Consider the following 20,937-nt stretch of genomic DNA (forward strand, 5'->3'; position numbering starts at 1 on the left):
AATTATTTGTCTAACTTTTTGGGGTCAGTACATTTTGTCCCAGCCTCTTTTTTGTTTTGTAAAAAATATTTTTTACAAAATGTCATATATATATTGCAAAATAGAAAATATAGTGTATAATAAAGCTATAAAAACAAGAAAGGAAAAGCATGTGGCGAAAAATCTCAAATTAAAAATGGCCCGGGTCGAGCATGATATGACCCAGGGGGATCTTGCAGATGCCATCGGGGTGACACGCCAGACCATTGGCCTGATTGAGGCAGGGAAATACAATCCGACCCTCAGCCTTTGCCTTGCCATTTGTAAGACCTTGGATAAGACGTTGGATCAACTGTTCTGGGAGTAACAGTTTTAACATAGAAAGAGGAAACATATGAAACAAAAGAAAGAACCAATTGTAAAAGATGAACGGACCATGCTACTTGATGGAAAAATCGCAGGAGAACTTGTCCTTGGCATGACCTGCTTTATTGCCCTATCCGCCTTTGTGAAATCCAGTATCCTGGACTTAGACCTCGTCGCTTATCTCCCTGAGATGTTCCTTCTGATTGCCATGGGAGGCTATGCCTTTGTGAGAAGGATCAGTTCAGGGATTGATGTTCGAGATATGTTAGAAAAAGATAGCTGGTTGAGTCGCCTAGGATCAGGTCTATTCTTTGCTGTGCTTGTGACAGCTATGGATGTGATTGGAAAACGAGAAGTAACGAGCTTTATCTTGAGTCCCAAGTATCTGGTCAAAATTTTATTAGAAATTCTCGTCTTTGCCCTCCTGACAGATCTGCTTGAAAAACCACTTGCTCTTATCAATCGGAAAAAACAAGAGAAGATAGAGGCAGAGTTAGAGGATGAAGAATAAGGAGGAAGCAATGAGATTACAATTGCTGAACAAACAAATCATAGATGAACGAGAAGAAGGCTTAGCTAATAAGGCTGGTGCTGAGACAGCCGGTTTTCTTTTCCTTGCCTTAACTGTTTTTAGTGTGGGATCCATTTTTACATCTAAGGTGGGGCTCAGTCCAATCATGGTGGTAGCCTTACTCATCGTCTCAGGATTGTATTATTCTGTTCGTTGTCAACGATTGGGTGTGAGATTTATCAGTTATAGCTATCTAAATGTGACGGGAATTGTAGCAGTAACCTCAATTCTCTCCTTGTTCATCTGGGCTCAAAATTTTCAATTAAACCAGGCTGTCTATCAGGCCAATCCCTTCCATTCAAAATTCTTACTAGTACTTCCTATTACCTTTTTACTGAATCTTCCGATTGTATGGGGGATGAATACCCTTGTAATGCTCCTTGCAAAAGTTGAGAAAAAACGCTATGAAGCCTATCTGGATCAGATGGAAAAGGAAGAGTAATTAGTTGAAACCTTATTTTTGTCGTAAAAAAGTCTGGAACCCCAGGCTTTTATTTTTCGGTCAAATAAATTGCATTCGCTTTCTTGGGGGAGTATACTGGTATAGTTGAATGAAAAATTCTGATAATTTAATCTTAGAAAAGAGAATCTTATGGCAAAACCTATTCGTGTTTTACTCTACTACCTCTATACCCCCATTGAAAATGCAGAACAATTTGCGGCTGATCACTTGGCCTTCTGTAAATCAATCGGCCTTAAAGGTCGTATCCTAGTCGCTGATGAAGGGATTAACGGAACCGTATCTGGTGACTACGAAACAACGCAAAAATACATGGACTACGTTCACAGCCTTCCAGGGATGGAAGACCTCTGGTTCAAGATTGATGAGGAAGAAGAGCAAGCTTTCAAGAAGATGTTTGTACGTTATAAGAAAGAGATTGTCCACCTTGGTTTAGAAGATGATAACTTCGATAACGATATCAATCCTCTTGAAATAACAGGTGCTTACTTGTCACCAAAAGAGTTTAAAGAAGCTCTTCTCGACGAAGATACCGTTGTCCTTGATACTCGGAATGACTACGAGTACGATCTTGGTCACTTCCGTGGCGCTATTCGTCCTGACATCCGCAACTTCCGTGAATTGCCACAATGGGTTCGTGATAACAAGGAAAAATTCATGGACAAGCGTGTTGTCGTCTACTGTACTGGTGGAGTCCGCTGTGAGAAATTCTCAGGCTGGATGGTGCGTGAGGGCTACAAAGATGTCGGTCAATTGCATGGCGGAATCGCCACTTACGGGAAAGACCCAGAAGTTCAAGGCGAACTGTGGGATGGGAAAATGTACGTCTTTGACGAGCGGATTGCAGTCGATGTCAACCATGTCGATCCAAGCGTTGTCGGAAAAGACTGGTTTGATGGAACACCATGCGAACGCTATGTCAACTGTGGAAATCCTTTCTGTAACCGTCGCATCTTGACCTCAGAAGAAAACGAAGACAAGTACCTCCGTGGCTGCTCACATGAGTGCCGGGTTCACCCTCGCAATCGTTATGTTGAAGAACACAACTTGTCACAAGCAGAGGTTGCTGAGCGTTTGGCCGTTATCGGTGAGACGCTTGATGGAGCACCTGCATAATGGAAACAAACAGTCTGAAAGCTCAGGCTGTTTTTATATGGAAATTGATTGAAAATTGTGCTATACTTTAGGTAAGCGATTTCACAAAGGAGAAAACAAATGAGTATCGTGTTTTCAATCAAAAATAAAAAGAGCTTATTTGGCTATCAGAAAGTACTCGCAGCACAGGAAGTTCTTAAATTAGTTGAAGGGTTAACAACTTACAACTATGATCCTGCCACCCTTCATCGTCCCTTAAATGATTTTGAAGGCTTGAACTGTATCGTATTTGGTAAGAGCGGTCTTCCTCTGCAGTTACGCTATTTTGATGAGGAAGAGTCTTATCAGATTCAGGTGCCCTCTTTTGCGATAGAAGAAGATTGGCAGTTGGCCCTTCGCTGGATCAGTCGCCTCGCAGAAGTATTAGGAACGGAGATTGTGGCTAGCGACGGCGTGAGCTATACTCCAGATTCTATTTTCCATTTTGATTATGAAGTCGTTATCCTAGAAACGCTGGGGAATTTGACAAAAGAAAAAGATCTAAAAGAGTTTGAAGTACAAGGCTTCGCTCATCCGGTCTATTTGGATCGGGATACAGTGCAGGAAGTCTTGAACCATGTCCATCCCCTAGAAGCCTACTCTGCCTTTATCAAGAAGATTCAATATAATGCAGCTTATTTCAGTCAAGTCCGTTTTTATCAACAGGAGGAGACAGGAGCCTTCTTAGCCAGCTATAGCTTGACAGAAGATACGGATACAGTCTTGCCACGGGTGCCACATGTTCCTGCAGAATATGTAGAAATCGTGGGCTTAGCGGGTATCATTGATTGGCGGGTGCTATTGGTAGCGATCGAGGGAGATCCGGGTAAGCCAGAAAATTACCATCCAATTGGTTCTCTTGCTCTGAAGGACTTACTGGAGGCCTTAGAGCCAGATGAATTCCAGCTGCTTGATGCTAGTCAAATTGAAATCAAAAAATTGTCCAAAGAACGCTTGCTAGAATTAGCACAATTGGAGAATAAGTAAAAAATATTGCAGTGAACTGTCCTTCCGACACTTGATCCGAAAAATCTAACGTCTGGGAGCAGTTCTTTTTTATACTCTTACCTTTGATCAAAAACCAATGACTAGGCTAATTGTGGTATAATAGGGGACTAGAAGTAGAATGAAAGAGGTGCACGAAATGCTGTTAGAAGAATTTGACGCCAACCGACAGGCTATTATTAATCCACAAGACTTACACAAACCAATTGAAGGATTTCCTAAAGTAGTCATCTCTTGCTTTTCAAGAGTAACTTTTGCGCGCCTACTTGAAAATTATGAACATGAGGTCATCACAAGAACCTCCATGGCCAACTTTGAAGTTCTCGTTTATGGGATCACTATCGGAGACCAACAGATCGCTGCCTTTAATGCGCCCGTTGGGGCAGCTTCCTGTGTGGGAATTATTGAGGATTTGATTCAATTTGGGATGGAAAAACTCGTTCTTTTTGGGACTTGTGGGGTTTTGGACAGGGATATTGAAGCGACCTCCATCATCATTCCAACAGCAGCTCTTCGGGATGAAGGGACCAGCTACCACTATCTTCCGGCTAGTGATGAAGTGGAAGTAAATAAGGAAAGCCTTCCTCTCTTCCAAGCTTTTCTGGACAGTCACAAGGTTTCTTATCAGTCAGGAAAAGTGTGGACGACCGATGCTCCCTATCGGGAAACCATCGACAAGATGAAACGTCGAAAGGAAGCAGGAGCCATCTGTGTGGATATGGAATGTTCGGCAGTGGCGGCATTAGCAGCTTTTCGGGGCTTTGAACTCTGCCATTTTTTCTACGCGGCGGACCACCTCTCTGAAGAAAAATGGGATATCCGAACCTTATCTAGTCATGAGGACTTAGATGGCAAGGACCGAATCGCGGAGTTGGCCATTCAATTTGCGCTCTTATGGGAAAAGGCAAACTAAATGAAAGAAGCAATCATCGAATTGAAGGATTTTTCCTTCCAGTATAAGGCCCAGTCTGAGCCGACCTTAAAGGGGATTAACCTGACCATCTACGAGGGGGAAAAGGTCCTGATTGTGGGACCATCTGGCTCTGGTAAGTCAACCATTGGTCAGTGTCTAAACGGGATTATTCCCAATATCTATAAGGGAACCAGTAGTGGGCAATTTCTCATTCAGGGGACAGAAGCCTTTGATCGTAGTATTTATGAAAAATCTCACTTGGTCAGTACGGTTTTACAGGATACGGATGGCCAGTTTATCGGTCTTAGTGTAGCAGAAGACTTGGCTTTTGCCCTTGAAAATGACATGGTGGAACCGGAAAGCATGAAATCTCGGGTTCACAGCTGGGCGGAGCGCTTAGATTTGAGTAAGCTCTTGGACCATCGGCCTCAAGATTTATCCGGTGGGCAAAAACAGCGGGTGAGCTTAGCTGGCGTCCTGATCGACGAAAGTCCAATCCTGCTTTTTGATGAGCCACTGGCTAATCTAGATCCCAAGTCGGGTCAGGATATTATTGATCTGATCGATCAGATTCATGAAGAACAGGGGACGACCACCATTATCATCGAACACCGTTTGGAGGATGTGCTTTATCGTCCCATTGATCGAGTCATCTTGATCAATCAAGGGCAAGTCCTCTTTAATGGGGAGCCAGATGAGTTGTTGAGAACGACACTGCTGACTGAAAATGGGATTCGGGAACCCCTCTATTTAACAACGCTTCGCCAGTTAGGCCAGGATATCAGCAAGCTACCGAATTTGGATAACGTAGAAAAAATACCACTTGAAGATTTATCAGTGGAAATTCCAACTCCACATTTTGAAAAAGGTGCAGAGGCAGAAGCAATTTTAGAGCTTGGTCATTTGAACTTTGCCTATCGAGAAAGCCAGCCTATTCTTAAAGATCTTTCTTTAACCGTTCCAAAAGGCCAACGGCTAGCGATTGTCGGTAAAAATGGGGCTGGAAAATCTACCCTTGCTAAGGCGATTTGTGGCTTCATCCAAACGGAAGGAACCTATTTCTCAAAGGGAGAGGATATCAAGGGTGATAGTGTCAAGGAGCGAGCAGAGCGAGTAGGTTATGTCCTGCAAAATCCTAACCAGATGATTTCATCGACCATGGTGTTTGATGAGGTAGCTCTCGGTCTTCGCTTGAGAAATGTCCCAGAGGACCAGATTGAAAATCGTGTCCATCAAGCCTTGAAAACCTGTGGTCTCTACGAATTTCGTAAGTGGCCAATTTCTGCTCTATCTTATGGTCAGAAGAAGCGGGTGACCATCGCTTCGATTTTAGTATTGGGGCCTGAGGTTTTGGTACTGGATGAACCGACGGCAGGCCAGGATCAACGAAACTATACAGAAATTATGGATTTCCTTGATGAACTCCAGCAAAAGGGGCATACCATTGTCATGATTACCCACGATATGCAGCTCATGCTAGATTATTCCGACCGGGCAGTCGTGGTTATGGATGGGCAGGTTTTGGCTGATTTGACACCGGCAGAGCTCTTGACCCAACCAGAAATTTTGAGACGGGCTAATTTGAAAGAAACGTCTATTTTCGCCTTGGCAAATCGACTTGGTGTCGATCCTCTTGCCTTGACCCAGTTTTATATGAATCAGAAGGGGGAAGGTCATGAATAATCGCTTAGTCGGCTACCATGCCGGAACCAGCTTTCTGCATCGCCTTTCAGGCGCTAGCAAGCTTCTTTTCTTATTGTTGGTATCATTAGCTGCCATGTTGAGTTACGATACTCGCTTGTTGTTGGTCATTGGTTTGGGTGCCCTCGCCTTATTTGCAACCTCAGGCATTCGTTTGAAAGACATCTCTTTTGTTCTGAGTTTTGCCTTAGCTTTTGCCCTTCTCAATGTCTTGATGGTCTATCTTTTTGCCCCCCAATATGGGGTAGAAATCTATGGAGCAAAAACAGTTCTTCTAGATGGTTTAGGAGCTTATAGCATTACAGCTCAAGAGTTGTTTTATCTTTTCAACCTTACTTTGAAATATATCTGTACCATTCCTTTGGCTCTTATTTTCCTGATGACCACCCATCCTAGTCAATTTGCTTCGAGTCTTAATCAGATAGGAGTATCCTACAAGATTGCTTATTCAGTCAGCTTGACCCTGCGCTATATTCCAGATGTGCAAGAGGAATACCAGATTATCAAGCTCTCCCAAGAAGCAAGAGGATTGGAGTTGTCCAAAAAAGCCAACTTTGTCCAGCGGGTGAAGGGAAATCTTCAGATGATTTCTCCCTTAATTTTTAGTTCTCTAGAGCGGATTGAAACGATTTCTACGGCGATGGAATTGCGACGCTTTGGAAAAAATAAAAAACGAACCTGGTACACCTATCAGGAGATGACGACTCGTGATCACTTGATTATCCTGGGGTCAATCTTTATGGTAGTCTTAAGTATCGTCTTGATTTGGGTAAACCAAGGTCGCTTCTATAATCCTTGGAGGTAATCACATGTCAGAAACAATATTAGTAACAGGAGCTTCTGCTGGCTTTGGTCAAGCCATCTGTCGTCGCTTAGTTGCCGATGGGCATCGGGTGATTGGTGCAGCTAGACGCATCGAAAAATTACAAGTCCTTCAAGAAGAGCTGGGAGAAACCTTTTATCCCCTGCAAATGGATGTAACAGATCTCCCACAGGTGGATCATGCCCTTGCCAGTTTGCCAGCTTCTTGGGAGAGAATTGATGTTTTGGTCAATAATGCTGGTCTGGCCCTAGGCCTCGCTCCAGCTCATGAAGCAGAGATCGTAGATTGGTTGACCATGATTCAGACCAACATTATCGGTCTGACCTATTTGACCCGGCAAATCCTCCCCCAGATGGTGGAAAGAAATGACGGTTATATCATCAATATGGGGTCTACGGCAGGAACAGTGCCTTATCCAGGAGCCAATGTCTACGGAGCATCCAAAGCCTTTGTCAAGCAATTCTCCCTCAATCTTCGAGCAGATCTAGCAGGGAAGAAGATTCGTGTCAGCAATATTGAACCTGGTCTCTGTGAAGGAACTGAATTCTCGACGGTTCGCTTTAAAGGAGATGAAAAACGAGTAGAAGCTCTCTATCGAGATGCCCATGCCATTCAGCCTGAAGACATTGCGAATACTGTAGCTTGGTTGATCCAACAGCCTAAGCATATCAATGTCAACCGGATTGAAATCATGCCCGTTTCCCAAACCTTTGGCCCTCAACCCGTTTATCGTGACTAAAAAGAGAAGCAACCACTCCACAAGGGATTGGTTGTTTTTTATGTTTCCTCTGGTATAATAGAAGGCAAAGTAAGGAGAAAAAGATGACAGCTGCGTTAATTATTGGTTCTACCGTTTGTGATGTGATGATCTACTTGGATCGTTTGCCGAGTCGTGAAGGAGATGCCCATATTGATCACCAACAATGGTCTGTGGGAGGTTGTGCCTTTAATGTCGTCAATATTCTTCATTTTTTGTCGCAACCCTACCAGTTTGTCTCGCCTGTTGGTTCTGGGATGTATGGTGATTTTATTCGGAGAGAGCTAAAACAATTAGGGATTTCCTCTAGCATCTCATTAGAAGGGGCCAATGGGTGCTGTTATTGCTTTGTAGAGTCTGATGGTGAGAGGACCTTCTTATCAGATCACGGAGTGGAGTATAGCTTCCGAGCAGAGTGGCTAAAAGAGATCGAGACAGATCCGTTTGATTACATTTACTTGTGTGGCCTTGAAGTTGAGGAGCCAACCGGTCTTGCATTGGTGCAGTCTGTTTCGCAATTAGAAGGCCAGGTGATTTTCGCACCAGGACCACGCGGACTCATGATTCCCAAAGATCGACTGGAAGCAATTTATGATCTGCATCCGATTCTCCATGTTAATGAGGCTGAAGCACTGGCTTTTTCTGGGTGTAGAGAGATCCAGCCAGCCATCGAACGTTTGTATCAGAGAACGGGGCAATTAGTGATCGTCACCTTGGGGGAAAAAGGAGCGGTTGCCTATGATGGCAACTGGTATGAGGCAGAAGGTTTTCCAACAGAAGTTGTCGATACAGTAGGTGCTGGGGATAGCCATGTCGGAGCTTTTCTGTCCGCCCGATTAGAAGGCTTAGATATCGCACAAGCCTTAAGCTTTGCCAATAAAGTCTCTAGCCAGATTGTTGCAAGTAAGGGGGTTCATCTGACAAAAGAGCAACAAGAAGCCCTGCGAACAGAATTGAAACAAAAATAAAAAAGAGAGTGGGACAGAAATCGGTAATTCGTTAGAATTCGATTTCGTCGCCCCACCTCCGCACAGTTGTGTAGGGCTGTAAAAGCTGATGAAATCAGCGTAGTAGAGCCCAGTCAACCGCTGCGTCTTGCTCGACAATTCAAAGATAACTGAGAGGCTAGGACTTTTGTCCCAGCCTCATATTTGACTTTTATCCTCTTAGCACTTTGTATCTTACTACAATGGCCGCTTATTGGGCATGCCTGCTTTTCTTGGGTATTTATTGGGGGTTTCTTTTTTCTTTTCTACAACAGTGATATAGCGTGGATCCCCGTTTGGCAATTCATACTGTAGATTGTCTTCAACCTTGCTAAAGAGCAGGTTAAGGGCATTTTTGGCTTCTTCCAACTCTTCTGGAGCATTGCTGGCCTTGAGAGCAAGAAGTCGTCCTCCTACCTTCAGATAAGGGATGGTCAGTTCAGAGAGGACTTGCATACGGGCAACCGCGCGGGCAGTTACGATATCAAATTGGGCACGAAAGGCCTTGTCTTGTGCAAAGTCCTCCGCACGTCCATGGTAGAAATGAACTCCACTTAAGCCCAACTCTTCAGCCAGCAAGTGGAGAAAATTGATCCGCTTATTGAGGGAATCAATGATGGTCACATCCAGCTCAGGGAATAGGATCTTCATTGGTAGGCTGGGAAAGCCAGCACCAGCTCCGATATCCAAGAGACGGATGGGTTGATTTTCGATCAAACCTTGTAAAATGGGTGCGATAGAATCATAAAAATGCTTGAGATAGACTTCGTCTTTTTCGGTGATGGCAGTGAGATTAATCTTTTCATTCCATTCCACGAGGAGCTCGAAATAGCGTTCGTATTGCTCTTTTTGACGATCAGTTAATGGAAAGCCGAGATCGGCTAAACGGACATAAAATTCTTCTGGTTTCATGCTTTTATTTTACCACAAAATAAGGGAAATTTGATATACTGGTAGAAAGAAATGAAAGGAATTCAATAAAATGATTTGGATTATTCTTGGGATCATTGTGGTCCTTGTGTTGATTGTAGTAGGAGTTTACAACGGTTTGGTGAAAAGCCGCATGCAAACTCGTGAAGCATGGAGTCAAATTGATGTGCAATTGAAACGTCGGAATGACTTGATTCCAAACTTGATCGAAACCGTTAAAGGCTATGCCAAGTACGAAGGAGATACACTAGCAAAAGTGACTCAACTTCGCCAACAAGTAGCGCAAGCTTCTTCACCTGCAGAAGCAATGGCAGCCAGTGATGCTCTTTCACGCCAAGTAGCAGGCATCTTTGCGGTGGCTGAAAATTACCCAGACTTGAAAGCTAACACCAACTTCATGCAATTGCAAGAAGAATTGACCAATACAGAAAATAAAATTTCTTATGCCCGTCAATTGTACAACAGTGTGACAAGCAACTACAATGTGAAATTGGAAACATTTCCAACAAATGTGATTGCTGGAATGTTTGGCTTCAGACAAGCCGAATTCCTTCAAGTGCCTGAAGAAGAAAAAGCAGTACCAAAGGTGGACTTTAGCGGATTAGGAGACTAATATGCTGTTTGACCAAATTGCAAGCAATAAAAGGAGAACCTGGATTCTCCTTATTGCTTTTTTCATACTCTTGGCCCTCATCGGAGCAGCCGTCGGCTACCTCTGGTTAGGATCCTCTCTTGGTGGCGTCATCCTTGCTTTGATTATTGGTGGCATCTATGCCTTTAGCATGATTTTTCAATCAACGGAAGTTGTGATGCGGATGAATGGTGCACGCGAGGTGACAGAAGATCAAGCTCCTCAACTCTACCATGTTGTCCAAGACATGGCCATGGTGGCTCAGATTCCTATGCCCCGTGTCTATATTGTAGACGATCCGTCCATGAATGCATTTGCGACAGGGTCCAATCCTCAAAACGCGGCTGTTGCAGCAACGACAGGTCTTCTAGCTGTGATGAATCGTGAGGAATTGGAGGGAGTCATTGGACACGAAGTCAGCCATATTCGCAATTACGATATCCGTATCTCCACGATTGCGGTTGCCCTTGCTAGTGCCATCACCATGCTTTCTAGTATTGGAGGACGGATGATGTGGTGGGGCGGTGGCCGTAGACGGGATGATGATCGAGAAGGGGGCAGTGGTTTAGAAATTATTATTCTGATTCTTTCCTTGATTGCTATCGTATTAGCTCCATTAGCGGCGACCTTGGTACAGTTAGCCATTTCTCGTCAACGGGAGTTTTTAGCGGATGCTTCAAGTGTCGAATTGACACGAAATCCTCAAGGGATGATTAATGCTCTTTTAAAACTGGATCATAGTGCACCCATGCAGCGAGAAGTTGATAGTGCAAGTAGTGCTCTCTTTATCAACGATCCCAAAAAGGAATCCGGCTTTCAAAAGCTCTTTTATACCCACCCACCCATTGCCGAGCGGGTTGAAAGATTAAGAAATATGTAAAGTAAATCCATCATTAGCAGGATTGAGAGTGTGGGAAAACTGTTTTTCTTTATAAATCTAATAAATTCTATACAAATAAAAGAAATTTATTCTTTAGAATTATTAACTCATCTATTGAAACTTTCCGCCGTGAGAAAAGTGCCTGAAGCTATTTAGTTTCAGGCACTCGGAATTATTGAGACCTTAGGCTCAATAATTAGTCATGGAACTTCTTCGAAGTTCGCTGACGTCCGTACTCACCTAAGGAAAGTTTTTAAGATGACTTTGTCCTCAAGCTCAATCCACCAAACGGTGGATTTTTTATTTCCTAGATATGAGGAGGGTAGTGAAACCAAGGATGGCAAAGATCCCCCACGCTAGGGAAAGGCTCCAGATAGCTAGACTAGAAAAGAGAGCTGTCCCAAGTGGCATGGCAAAGCTGACCATCAGTCCCAAAAAGCTAGAGGTAGAAGCTAATTTTTCAGCGGGTAATTTGCTCATTAAAAGGCTGGAAACTTTTGGGTTGATTTTTGCTACAAGATAACCAAGGAAAGTGATGAGTAGAAGGGAAAGAATGTCCCAGTGCATCAGGATATTTGTGAGACCAAGCAGGGTCAGCCCACCTGCGATCCACAGGAGGATATGGTGGAGCGATTGCTTGGAAAAATAGTCATGGGGTGTCAGGCTAGCCCAGACCATGCTTAAAATAGTCACTGCCTCTAAAATCAAGAGCGATTGGCTAAAGCTCAACTGAAAGAAGGGGGAGTGAAGCAGTTGCAAATTGTAGATGCCAGAGATGGATCCCCCTAAGGCATTGATGAGAACCAATGAGAAGAGCAACTTGCCAAAGTGGTGGACCTCCTCATCTGCAAAAATACTTTTGGCGTTCTGGTACATCTCTTGGCATTCGTGTACCAAAGAATTCTTACTTTTGGGCTCAATGACGGGATCATGTGTCAGCTGCTTTTTTCTAATCAAGAGACAGGTAGAAGACAGGAGAAAAGTCACTGCATTGATCGAAGCGACCAGGGCAAAATTTTGATGGCTGATAGCTAGCAGCCAAACTCCTAGAGCTTGTCCAGAAATCGAACAGACCATACTAAGTAGTTGGTTGAAGGAATAGGCCTCCATCAAATCCTCGCTAGAGATGTTCTTTTTCATGATGGGGAGTTGTAGGCCCCCGCGATAATCGCTCAAACAATCTGAAACAATGTTTAAAAAGCAAACAATCGAAAAGGCTAGGTAACCCGGAATCTTGGTCATGAGAGCAATAAGGATGAAGAGGATGGCTTGAAGATAGCCAATGCGGATCAACCAGTTAGCTTTTTTCTTCGTACGGTCAGCCTTCATCCCGACAAAAATGGTAAAGAGGCTAGGAATAAATACAATGAGATTAGCAATTCCAACTGCTAGGCTCGGCTGTGGCATGCTGGCAGCAAAGACCACAAAGACCAGATTGTAGATGGCAACACCGAGAGTATTCAAAAAGCGAGAAAGGCTGAGTAAGGCAAAAATTTTATTACGGACTAAGAGTTTCATAAGCTTTCCTCCTTCACGTGATTAGTGGGTAGGACTTGTTTGATGGATCGAACGATCTGTTTGAAGAGCTCCAATTTTTCCTCTTCTGAAAGAGCTAGCTTCTGATCCTTCAGATAGACGCTAGTATGTGAGAGAAGAAAGCGGAGGAAGTGGTTTTTTAGTTTGGTCATCATGGGAAGAACCTTCTTTCTTTACTTGATAGTCCTATTGTAAACCTAAAAAGCAAGAAAAAATTAATGTTGCATATTTTCAACAAAAACTCACAGAGTAGATCTGTGAGTTTTTAGGATTTATTGATCAGTTCTTGCAGGCCCTGTTTGTAGTAGTTGGCACTGTCCTTACAATCCAGAATAGAGAGAACCTGGATGGCCTGTTCCATCTTTTCAAGACCGATTTCTTTTTCTCCCTTTCGATAGAGAAATTCTCCTTTGGCGTAGAGATAAACCGTCCGATGGTAGGCTTCATTTTCGGAGTAAAAGTGGTCCTTGATCAACTGATCAAAATAGGTTGCATCTTCAAATTCATTTGAACTAATGGCCAGAAAGAAGCCATTAAGAAAAATAGAGTTAAGGGCAGGACGAGAGGAATCTAGGAGAAGCTTGAAATCCTCCCTTTGGACCAACTCCTCTGTGTATTGTCGATAGAGGCGACTAGAGAAAAGTGGAGAGGTCAGAGAGAACAGGTTCAATTCAAAATTTCCCCAGATCATGACAGAGAAGAGATAATCATGGAGGAAATCCAGTTCCTCTTGGCTAGCGGTGAGCTCCACCTCAGGATAGAAGCCAAGCATTTGGGCCTTGAGAATAATGCTGGCTAAGAGGTCTTCTTTTTTGTGATGTTTCTGATAGGCTAGCTGGTAAGTTTGGTACAAGGCTTGGTCGTGTTCCAAGCTCATGTTTTCATAGTGCTCTTTCAACAATTTGGGAATAAAAGAGTGCTGATCGATTCCAGCTAGATGAGAAAACTCACTGAGGCTGGTTTTGATCTGTTGAAGGGCCTGAAAAAACCGTTGCGTGGTCAGGTCATTTTCTCCTCTTTCAAATCGCGACAGCATAGAGCGCGAAAATTCGCCACCCGTAGCTTCCTCTAAAGAGATGTGACGACTTTCACGTATTTGCCGAAAAACTGCTCCGATTTCTTTCATGAATTCTCCTCTATCTAACATTGCTCAATGCCCTAGCCAGTGACCCTCTTTTGTCCAAGAGATGGTGGGACCTTGTGTACAACACCAATTGGCCTAGTTACTGTATCTTTTTCATGATTATAACAAATTTTTGAGGAGACTTCTTGGTTGAGGGGCAGCTTCATGATATACTAGTAGTATCTAGAAGATTTGAGGACAAAAGAATGAACCTATTTACACAAGAAATCCGTAAAAATCCTGAAGGACTAGCTTTTGATCAAGAGTTGGATTTGCTCAAGGAATTGCAAAAGCGTAATCCAGAAATTCTTGATTTAAAGAATGTGACAGCGACAGGACGAGTAGCCTATGATACAGGCCTCTATATCTTGGATTACCAGTTGAGCTACACCATCGTTTTGGCATCTAGCCGAAGCATGGAGCCTGTCGAGCTTCAAGAGAGCTATCCTGTAACAGAGGTGTTTGCGGAGGATGTACAGTCTGACGCAGATATCGAGGCCCTAGAGGAAGACTTGATCCTTCCAATCGAAGGTGGGAAGATTGACCTGAGTGAGAGTGTAGCGGATAATATCCTGCTCAATATTCCCCTCAAGGTTCTTACTCCAGAAGAAGAGGCTGGACAAGGTTTTATCGAAGGCAATGATTGGAAAATCCTATCCGAAGAAGAATACCAAGCCGCTCAAGCGATTAAGAAAGAAGAAAACAGTCCTTTCGCCGGTCTAAATGGCTTGTTTGACGAAGAATAAGCTAGAGATTGCATTTGATAAATTTAGACATAAATACAGGTCTTTTCTTTGAGGAAAGGCCTTCTTTTGATATACTAGGATTAATAAATAACAGAGGGGAGACCTCTAAAAAAGGAGAAAAAGTATGGATACTTTATTTATTCCAGGTTGGTTGATTACTGTTGTAATCGTAGCCATTCTTGTATTGATCTTGTTGGTCAAAGGGTATGTCAATGCTAAACCCAACGAAGTCGTGGTCATTACCGGTCTTCGGAAACAACGTCACTTGCGTGGGAAAGCTGGCTTTATGATTCCCTTTGTCGAACAACGCTCTTATCTTGATATTGAGCAATTCTCGACAGATGTTCGGACGTCAGAAGCAGTCCCAACATTGGACTTCATTAACGTCCGTGCCGATGCAGCTGTTAAATTAAAAATTGGTACAACCGATGAAATGATTGCCCGGGCTGCAGAAAACTTCTTGAACTGGAATACGACAGATATTTCCAACTCTGTCCAAGATGTTTTGGAAGGAAATCTGCGGGAAGTGATCGGTCAGATGGAGCTCCGTAAGATGGTCAATGACCGTCAAGAGTTTGCCTCAAAAGTGCAAGACAACGTAGCGCCAGACTTGGCTAAAATGGGTCTAGAAGTCATCGCCTTTACGGTTCAATCCTTCTCTGATGAAGGGGGAGTCATCGATAACCTCGGGATTGAAAATGTTGAAACCATTAAGAAAGATGCCTTGATTGCCAAAGCCAAAGCAGAACGCGAACGCAAGGAAGTCGAAGCAGAACAAGATAAATTGGCTAACGACAAACGCGTCGCTGCCGATCTTGAAATCGCGCAAAAACAAAACGAATTAAAACTCAAACAAGCAGCCCTCAAGCAAGAAGCAGATATTGCCCAAGCAAAAGCAGATGCCGCTAAAGGGATTGAGGCAGAAGTGCAACGTCGTGAACAAGAGCGCGTGGCAGCCGAAGCCAATATCATGAAACAGGAAAAAGAAGCGGAAGTCAAAGAGCGCGAAGTTAAGGTTCGTGAGCAAGAATTGGATGCCAACATCCGCAAACAAGCTGAAGCTGAAAAATATGCGCGTCAACAAGCTGCAGAAGCAGAATTGATTGAACGCCAACGCAAGGCGGAAGCAGAACTCTTCGAAACACAAAAAGAAGCCGAAGCTCGAAAAGCTCAAGCCGAAGCTGAGAAATTTGCCCAATTGCAAGAGGCCGAAGCTATTGAAGCCAAAGGTCGTGCCGAGGCTGAAGCCATTCGCTTGAAACTGGAAGCCGAAGCCAAAGGTTTGGACCAAAAGGCCGAAGCGATGAAGAAAATGCAAGAAGCAGCCATTACTGAAATGGTCGTTGACAAGTTGCCTGAAATTGCGCGTGCTGTCGCAGAACCATTAACCAAGGTTGATAAGATCACCATGTACGGGGAAGGCAATGCTTCTAAGATGGTGGGAGATATTATGCAAAGTATCGACCAAGTCTCTCAAGGAGCTGGATTTGATATTCGTCAATTACTAGCAGGAGCCCTTGGAGTTAATATGACGGTCAACAAACTCAAAGAAGGAGAACAACCGGTCATTGAAGCAGAGGAGTTAGCTTCTAAAGAAGATTAATACCATTCTTAAGAAAGTGTCTGAGAACTGTTTCTCGGGCACTTTTGTTTTTAAGATCAAATAACTTGCATGATCTTCTCCCTCTTAGAGAAGGTGGGAAGCTATTTTCTGCTTTCTTTTGAGGAGGAAAAATGGTAGAATAAAGGCAAACTATAAAGAGGAGTGTCACATGACTAAAGCAAACTTTGGTGTTGTTGGTATGGCCGTAATGGGTCGTAACCTTGCCCTTAATATCGAATCTCGTGGCTACACAGTTGCCATTTTTAACCGTAGTAAAGAAAAAACAGAAGATGTGATTGCTTGCCATCCTGATAAAAACTTTGTGCCAAGCTATGATATCGAAAGCTTCGTAAACTCTATCGAAAAACCACGTCGTATCATGCTCATGGTTCAAGCAGGACCTGGTACAGACGCAACCATCCAAGCCCTTCTTCCACACTTGGATAAAGGTGATATCTTGATCGATGGAGGAAATACTTTCTATAAAGATACCATCCGTCGTAATGAAGAATTGGCGAACTCAGGAATCAACTTTATTGGTACTGGTGTATCTGGTGGGGAAAAAGGTGCCCTTGAAGGTCCTTCTATCATGCCTGGTGGACAAAAAGAAGCATATGACTTGGTAGCTGACGTTCTTGAAGAAATCTCTGCAAAAGCGCCTGAAGATGGAAAACCATGTGTGACTTACATCGGTCCTGATGGAGCTGGTCACTACGTGAAAATGGTCCACAACGGGATCGAGTACGGGGATATGCAATTGATCGCAGAAAGCTATGACCTCATGCAACACTTGCTTGGCCTTTCTGCAGAAGACATGGCTGAAATCTTCACTGAATGGAACAAGGGTGAGTTGGACAGCTACTTGATTGAAATCACAGCTGATATCTTGAAACGCAAAGACGATGAAGGTCAAGATGGACCAATCGTAGACTACATCTTGGACGCTGCAGGAAACAAAGGAACTGGTAAATGGACTAGCCAATCAGCGCTTGACCTTGGTGTACCATTGTCACTCATCACTGAGTCAGTATTTGCTCGTTACATCTCTGCCTACAAAGAAGAACGTGTACACGCTAGCAAGGTTCTTCCAAAACCAGCTGCATTCAAATTTGAAGGAGACAAGGCTGAGTTGATCGAAAAAATTCGTCAAGCCCTTTACTTCTCAAAAATCATCTCTTACGCACAAGGTTTTGCGCAATTGCGTGTTGCTTCTAAAGAAAACAACTGGAACTTACCATTTGCGGACATCGCATCTATCTGGCGCGATGGATGTATCATCCGTTCTCGTTTCTTGCAAAAGATCACAGATGCTTACAACCGCGATGCAGATCTTGCTAACCTTCTATTGGATGAGTACTTCTTGGATGTCACTGCTAAGTACCAACAATCAGTTCGTGACATTGTAGCTCTTGCTGTTCAAGCAGGTGTACCTGTACCAACCTTCTCAGCAGCCATCACTTACTTCGATAGCTATCGTTCAGCGGATCTTCCAGCGAACTTGATCCAAGCACAACGTGACTACTTTGGTGCTCATACATACCAACGTAAAGACAAAGAAGGTACCTTCCACTATTCTTGGTACGACGAAAAATAATCTTGCTCTATGGTCAAACGAGTTCTACTAGTAGAAAATGAGAAGCAAATCGCTCGCTTCATTGATTTGGAACTTCAAAAAGAGGGGTATCAAGTTGATGTGGACGAGGATGGAAAAGCGGGTCTGGCCTTGATTGCTGCGACCAAATATGATCTGATCTTGTTTAATTACGATCTGTCAGATATGTCTGGTGAAACATTCGCAGAGGAAATCAGTCAGATTCGCCCAGCTTCTGTTTTGATTGTTTTGGATAGCCGCGAAAAAATTGCTGAGCACAAAGAGAGTATTCAGCGCTTTGCCGTTTCCTATATGGTCAAACCCTTTATTATCAGCGATTTGGTAGATAAGATCACAGCCATTTTTAGAGGACGTGATTATATTGACCAACATTGTAGCCAGATGAAAATCCCAACGTCATACCGCAATTTGCGCATTGATGTGGAACACCATACCGTCTATCGTGGGAAAGACATGATTAGTTTGACCCGCAGAGAATACGACCTCTTGGCGACCCTGATGGGAAGCAAAGGAGTGGTGACACGAGATCAGTTATTGGAGAGTGTCTGGAAGTACGAGAGTACAGGTGAGACTAATATTGTTGACGTCTATATCCGGTATCTTCGTGGGAAAATTGATCTACCAGGTCAAAAAAGCTATATTAAGACCGTTCGTGGGATTGGCTACGCCATGCAAGACGCATTAGAATAAAACATTCGAACCCTTAGAGGGTTCGAATATTTTTACACTTCAAGGGAAACGTTTGCGTCGAAAAAGAATGAGTTTTAAAAAGAATTTGGCTTAAAAAAGATAAAAAATGATAAAATTTGGAGAAAAAAATGAATGTAAGGCTTTACAAATTTTTAAAATATGGTATACTAGAATCAAATTTAAGCGCAAACGTTTTCTTAAAAACAAAAGCCTTAAACAATATAAGGAGGTTGAATGATGAATAAAGGATCATTCAAAAGTTTATTTAGCTTTGAATTCTGGCAAAAGTTCGGTAAGGCCTTGATGGTCGTTATCGCTGTCATGCCAGCAGCTGGGTTGATGATTTCAATCGGGAAATCTATCCCTATGATCAACCCGAATTTGTCTCCACTTGTTATTACAGGTGGGATTATCGAACAAATCGGTTGGGGGGTTATCGGAAACCTTCACATCCTCTTTGCCCTTGCTATCGGTGGTAGCTGGGCCAAAGAACGTGCAGGGGGCGCCTTTGCGGCTGGTCTCTCTTTCATCTTGATTAACCGTATTACCGGTGCAGTTTTCGGAGTGACATCTGCAATGTTAGCTGATAAGGCTGCTACGGTTCACACAATCTTCGGTGGATCAATTAAAGTTGCGGACTACTTTATCAGTGTTCTTGAAGCTCCAGCTCTTAATATGGGGGTATTTGTAGGGATTATCTCAGGTTTCGTTGGAGCAACTGCCTTCAATAAATACTACAACTACCGTAAACTCCCAGAAGCCCTTTCTTTCTTCAACGGGAAACGCTTTGTACCATTCGTTGTTATCGTACGTTCAGCACTTACAGCCTTGGTTTTGTCAGCCTTGTGGCCAGTAGTTCAATCAGGAATTAATGGATTTGGTGTTTGGATCGCCAACTCACAATCAACAGCTCCAGTATTGGCACCATTCTTGTTTGGTACCTTGGAACGTCTTCTCTTGCCGTTTGGTCTTCACCACATGTTGACCATTCCAATCAACTATACTCAATTGGGTGGTAGCTACCAAGTTCTTACAGGTGCTGCCAAAGGAACAACTGTATTTGGACAAGATCCACTTTGGTTGGCTTGGGTAACAGACCTTGTCAACTTGAAGAAAGCAGATCCTAGTCAGTATCAACACTTGCTTAAAGCATACGTACCAGCTCGTTTCAAAGTTGGTCAAATGATCGGATCTTTTGGTATCTTGATGGGAATCGTGGTGGCTATCTACCGCAATGTGGACCCAGATAAAAAAGAAAAATACAAAGGAATGCTTGTTGCGACTGCTCTTGCAACCTTCTTGACAGGTGTTACAGAACCAATTGAATACATGTTCATGTTCATTGCAACACCATTGTACTTGATCTACGCCTTTGTTCAAGGTGCTGCCTTTGCAATGGCTGACTTGGTTCACCTTCGTGTTCACTCATTCGGTTCAATCGAGTTCTTGACACGTACACCAATGGCCATCAACGCTGGTTTGGCACTAGATATCTTTAACTTTGTATGGGTAACAGTCCTCTTTGGATTTATCATGTACTTCATTGCTAACTTCATGATTAAGAAATTCAATTATGCAACTCCAGGACGTAACGGTAACTATGAACAAAATGATGATGCCCCTGCAGGAGATGGTGCAGCAGCAGGTGCTGCTACAAGCTCAGCAAGCTCACAAGTCATTAACATTATCAACCTTCTTGGTGGACGTGCCAATATCGTAGACGTTGACGCATGTATGACTCGTCTTCGTGTAACCGTTAAGGACGCTGAAAAAGTCGGAACAGAAGAACAATGGAAAGCTGAAGGCGCTATGGGTCTTGTCATGAAAGGACAAGGTGTCCAAGCGATCTACGGACCTAAAGCTGACGTATTGAAGTCTGATATCCAAGACGTTCTTGATTCAGGTGAAGTCATTCCTGAAACACTTCCTAGCCAAATGACAGCAGTTCAAAAGGCTGAAGCAACCTTTAAAGGGGTAACTGATGAAGTGCATTCCGTTGCAGATGGTGAAGTGATCAACATCGAAGATGTGAAAGATCCTGTATTCTCACAAAAAATGATGGGTGACGGATTTGCAGTTGAGCCTGAAAATGGCCACATCGTTTCACCAGTTGCTGGTAAAGTTACTAGTGTCTTCCCAACCAAACATGCCCTTGGTTTGGTAACAGATAATGGTTTGGAAGTCTTGGTTCACATCGGTCTAGATACTGTTAGTCTTGAAGGAAAACCATTTGAGGTTAAAGTTTCTGAAGGTCAAACAGTGGCTGCTGGAGACCTCTTGGTAGAAGCAGACCTTGATGCAATCCGTGCAGCTGGTCGTGAAACTTCAACAATTGTTGTCTTCACAAATGCAGATGCGATTAAATCCGTTAAGGTCGAACATACTGGTAAATTGGCAGCAAATGCACCAGTTGCAACAGTAGAATTATAAAAGACATCGGCAAAGAAAATGAGGTTGGGACAGTGCACCCGGCCTCTTGCCGTTTCTTGAT

21 protein-coding genes are annotated in these 20,937 nt (G+C 43.4%); 17 read left to right on the forward strand and 4 right to left on the reverse strand.

Going from position 1 to position 20,937, the window contains the following annotated elements; all coding sequences use genetic code 11:
• Positions 1 to 151 precede the first annotated feature (151 nt).
• The 10 genes from HMPREF2686_RS03675 to HMPREF2686_RS03720 all read left to right on the forward strand — a co-directional run bounded on the left by HMPREF2686_RS03675 (position 152) and on the right by HMPREF2686_RS03720 (position 8,677).
• Complete coding sequence (locus HMPREF2686_RS03675) at positions 152 to 346, forward strand: helix-turn-helix transcriptional regulator (RefSeq protein WP_003005328.1); 195 nt, start codon at positions 152 to 154, stop codon at positions 344 to 346.
• Between the two features lie 27 nt (positions 347 to 373).
• Positions 374 to 856, forward strand: a complete 483-nt coding sequence (locus HMPREF2686_RS03680) for a DUF6773 family protein (RefSeq protein WP_070449250.1) — start codon at positions 374 to 376, stop codon at positions 854 to 856.
• Positions 857 to 866: 10 nt separating this feature from the next.
• Positions 867 to 1,358: a DUF6773 family protein gene (locus HMPREF2686_RS03685; protein WP_021153741.1), complete on the forward strand. Its 492-nt coding sequence runs from the start codon at positions 867 to 869 to the stop codon at positions 1,356 to 1,358.
• 150 nt (positions 1,359 to 1,508) lie between these two features.
• Positions 1,509 to 2,492, forward strand: coding sequence for an oxygen-dependent tRNA uridine(34) hydroxylase TrhO (locus HMPREF2686_RS03690; RefSeq protein ID WP_070449252.1), 984 nt, complete (start codon positions 1,509 to 1,511; stop codon positions 2,490 to 2,492).
• Positions 2,493 to 2,591: 99 nt separating this feature from the next.
• A complete protein-coding gene (locus HMPREF2686_RS03695) occupies positions 2,592 to 3,497 on the forward strand; it encodes a DUF4299 family protein (RefSeq protein WP_070449254.1) in 906 nt (301 codons plus the stop codon).
• A gap of 157 nt (positions 3,498 to 3,654) precedes the next feature.
• A complete protein-coding gene (locus HMPREF2686_RS03700) occupies positions 3,655 to 4,428 on the forward strand; it encodes a nucleoside phosphorylase (RefSeq protein ID WP_070449256.1) in 774 nt (257 codons plus the stop codon).
• Entirely contained in the window at positions 4,429 to 6,111 is a 1,683-nt protein-coding gene (locus tag HMPREF2686_RS03705; protein WP_070449258.1) for an ABC transporter ATP-binding protein, read from the forward strand.
• Positions 6,104 to 6,934: an energy-coupling factor transporter transmembrane component T family protein gene (locus HMPREF2686_RS03710; RefSeq protein WP_070449260.1), complete on the forward strand. Its 831-nt coding sequence runs from the start codon at positions 6,104 to 6,106 to the stop codon at positions 6,932 to 6,934. Before HMPREF2686_RS03705 ends, HMPREF2686_RS03710 begins: the two co-directional genes overlap by 8 nt.
• A 4-nt stretch (positions 6,935 to 6,938) precedes the next feature.
• Entirely contained in the window at positions 6,939 to 7,691 is a 753-nt protein-coding gene (locus tag HMPREF2686_RS03715; protein WP_070449261.1) for an SDR family oxidoreductase, read from the forward strand.
• 83 nt (positions 7,692 to 7,774) lie between these two features.
• On the forward strand, positions 7,775 to 8,677 hold the full coding sequence (locus HMPREF2686_RS03720) for a carbohydrate kinase family protein (protein WP_070449263.1): 903 nt from the start codon (positions 7,775 to 7,777) through the stop codon (positions 8,675 to 8,677).
• 216 nt (positions 8,678 to 8,893) lie between these two features.
• On the opposite strand, the gene rsmG is transcribed toward HMPREF2686_RS03720, so the two are convergent.
• Positions 8,894 to 9,607 (reverse strand): 16S rRNA (guanine(527)-N(7))-methyltransferase RsmG, encoded by a 714-nt coding sequence (rsmG, locus tag HMPREF2686_RS03725; RefSeq protein ID WP_070449265.1) that lies wholly within the window; start codon positions 9,605 to 9,607, stop codon positions 8,894 to 8,896.
• A gap of 70 nt (positions 9,608 to 9,677) precedes the next feature.
• Here rsmG and HMPREF2686_RS03730 point away from each other — a divergent pair, with 70 nt between their 5' ends.
• Together HMPREF2686_RS03730 and htpX are read left to right on the forward strand one after the other, a co-directional pair.
• Positions 9,678 to 10,238 carry a LemA family protein gene (locus tag HMPREF2686_RS03730; protein WP_023918932.1) on the forward strand — a complete coding sequence of 187 codons (561 nt, stop codon included), beginning with the start codon at positions 9,678 to 9,680 and terminating at the stop codon, positions 10,236 to 10,238.
• Between the two features lies 1 nt (position 10,239).
• Positions 10,240 to 11,136 (forward strand): zinc metalloprotease HtpX, encoded by an 897-nt coding sequence (gene htpX / locus HMPREF2686_RS03735; protein ID WP_070449267.1) that lies wholly within the window; start codon positions 10,240 to 10,242, stop codon positions 11,134 to 11,136.
• A gap of 300 nt (positions 11,137 to 11,436) precedes the next feature.
• Here the strand turns inward: htpX and HMPREF2686_RS03740 are convergent, their stop codons facing one another.
• From HMPREF2686_RS03740 to HMPREF2686_RS03745, 3 genes are all read right to left on the reverse strand, one after another.
• Positions 11,437 to 12,654 carry an MFS transporter gene (locus HMPREF2686_RS03740; RefSeq protein WP_070449268.1) on the reverse strand — a complete coding sequence of 406 codons (1,218 nt, stop codon included), beginning with the start codon at positions 12,652 to 12,654 and terminating at the stop codon, positions 11,437 to 11,439.
• Positions 12,651 to 12,827 (reverse strand): hypothetical protein, encoded by a 177-nt coding sequence (locus tag HMPREF2686_RS10535; protein ID WP_021153728.1) that lies wholly within the window; start codon positions 12,825 to 12,827, stop codon positions 12,651 to 12,653. Before HMPREF2686_RS10535 ends, HMPREF2686_RS03740 begins: the two co-directional genes overlap by 4 nt.
• Positions 12,828 to 12,937: 110 nt before the next feature.
• A complete protein-coding gene (locus HMPREF2686_RS03745) occupies positions 12,938 to 13,798 on the reverse strand; it encodes a helix-turn-helix domain-containing protein (protein ID WP_049472051.1) in 861 nt (286 codons plus the stop codon).
• Positions 13,799 to 14,001: 203 nt separating this feature from the next.
• Here HMPREF2686_RS03745 and HMPREF2686_RS03750 point away from each other — a divergent pair, with 203 nt between their 5' ends.
• The 5 genes from HMPREF2686_RS03750 to HMPREF2686_RS03770 all read left to right on the forward strand — a co-directional run bounded on the left by HMPREF2686_RS03750 (position 14,002) and on the right by HMPREF2686_RS03770 (position 20,876).
• Positions 14,002 to 14,541 carry a YceD family protein gene (locus HMPREF2686_RS03750; RefSeq protein ID WP_003017358.1) on the forward strand — a complete coding sequence of 180 codons (540 nt, stop codon included), beginning with the start codon at positions 14,002 to 14,004 and terminating at the stop codon, positions 14,539 to 14,541.
• Between the two features lie 124 nt (positions 14,542 to 14,665).
• Positions 14,666 to 16,144 (forward strand): flotillin family protein, encoded by a 1,479-nt coding sequence (locus tag HMPREF2686_RS03755; RefSeq protein ID WP_003008427.1) that lies wholly within the window; start codon positions 14,666 to 14,668, stop codon positions 16,142 to 16,144.
• Between the two features lie 169 nt (positions 16,145 to 16,313).
• On the forward strand, positions 16,314 to 17,738 hold the full coding sequence (gene gndA / locus HMPREF2686_RS03760) for an NADP-dependent phosphogluconate dehydrogenase (RefSeq protein WP_003008422.1): 1,425 nt from the start codon (positions 16,314 to 16,316) through the stop codon (positions 17,736 to 17,738).
• A 9-nt stretch (positions 17,739 to 17,747) separates the two neighbouring features.
• On the forward strand, positions 17,748 to 18,446 hold the full coding sequence (locus tag HMPREF2686_RS03765; RefSeq protein WP_070449270.1) for a response regulator transcription factor: 699 nt from the start codon (positions 17,748 to 17,750) through the stop codon (positions 18,444 to 18,446).
• Positions 18,447 to 18,683: 237 nt separating this feature from the next.
• The gene (locus HMPREF2686_RS03770) at positions 18,684 to 20,876 is read left to right on the forward strand and encodes a PTS transporter subunit IIBC (RefSeq protein WP_049507079.1); all 2,193 of its coding nucleotides are present in this window, start codon (positions 18,684 to 18,686) and stop codon (positions 20,874 to 20,876) included.
• Positions 20,877 to 20,937 lie beyond the last annotated feature (61 nt).

Origin of the sequence: Streptococcus sp. HMSC057G03 (assembly GCF_001808745.1) — a bacterium.
GTDB classification, from domain to species: Bacteria; Bacillota; Bacilli; order Lactobacillales; family Streptococcaceae; genus Streptococcus; species Streptococcus parasanguinis_Z.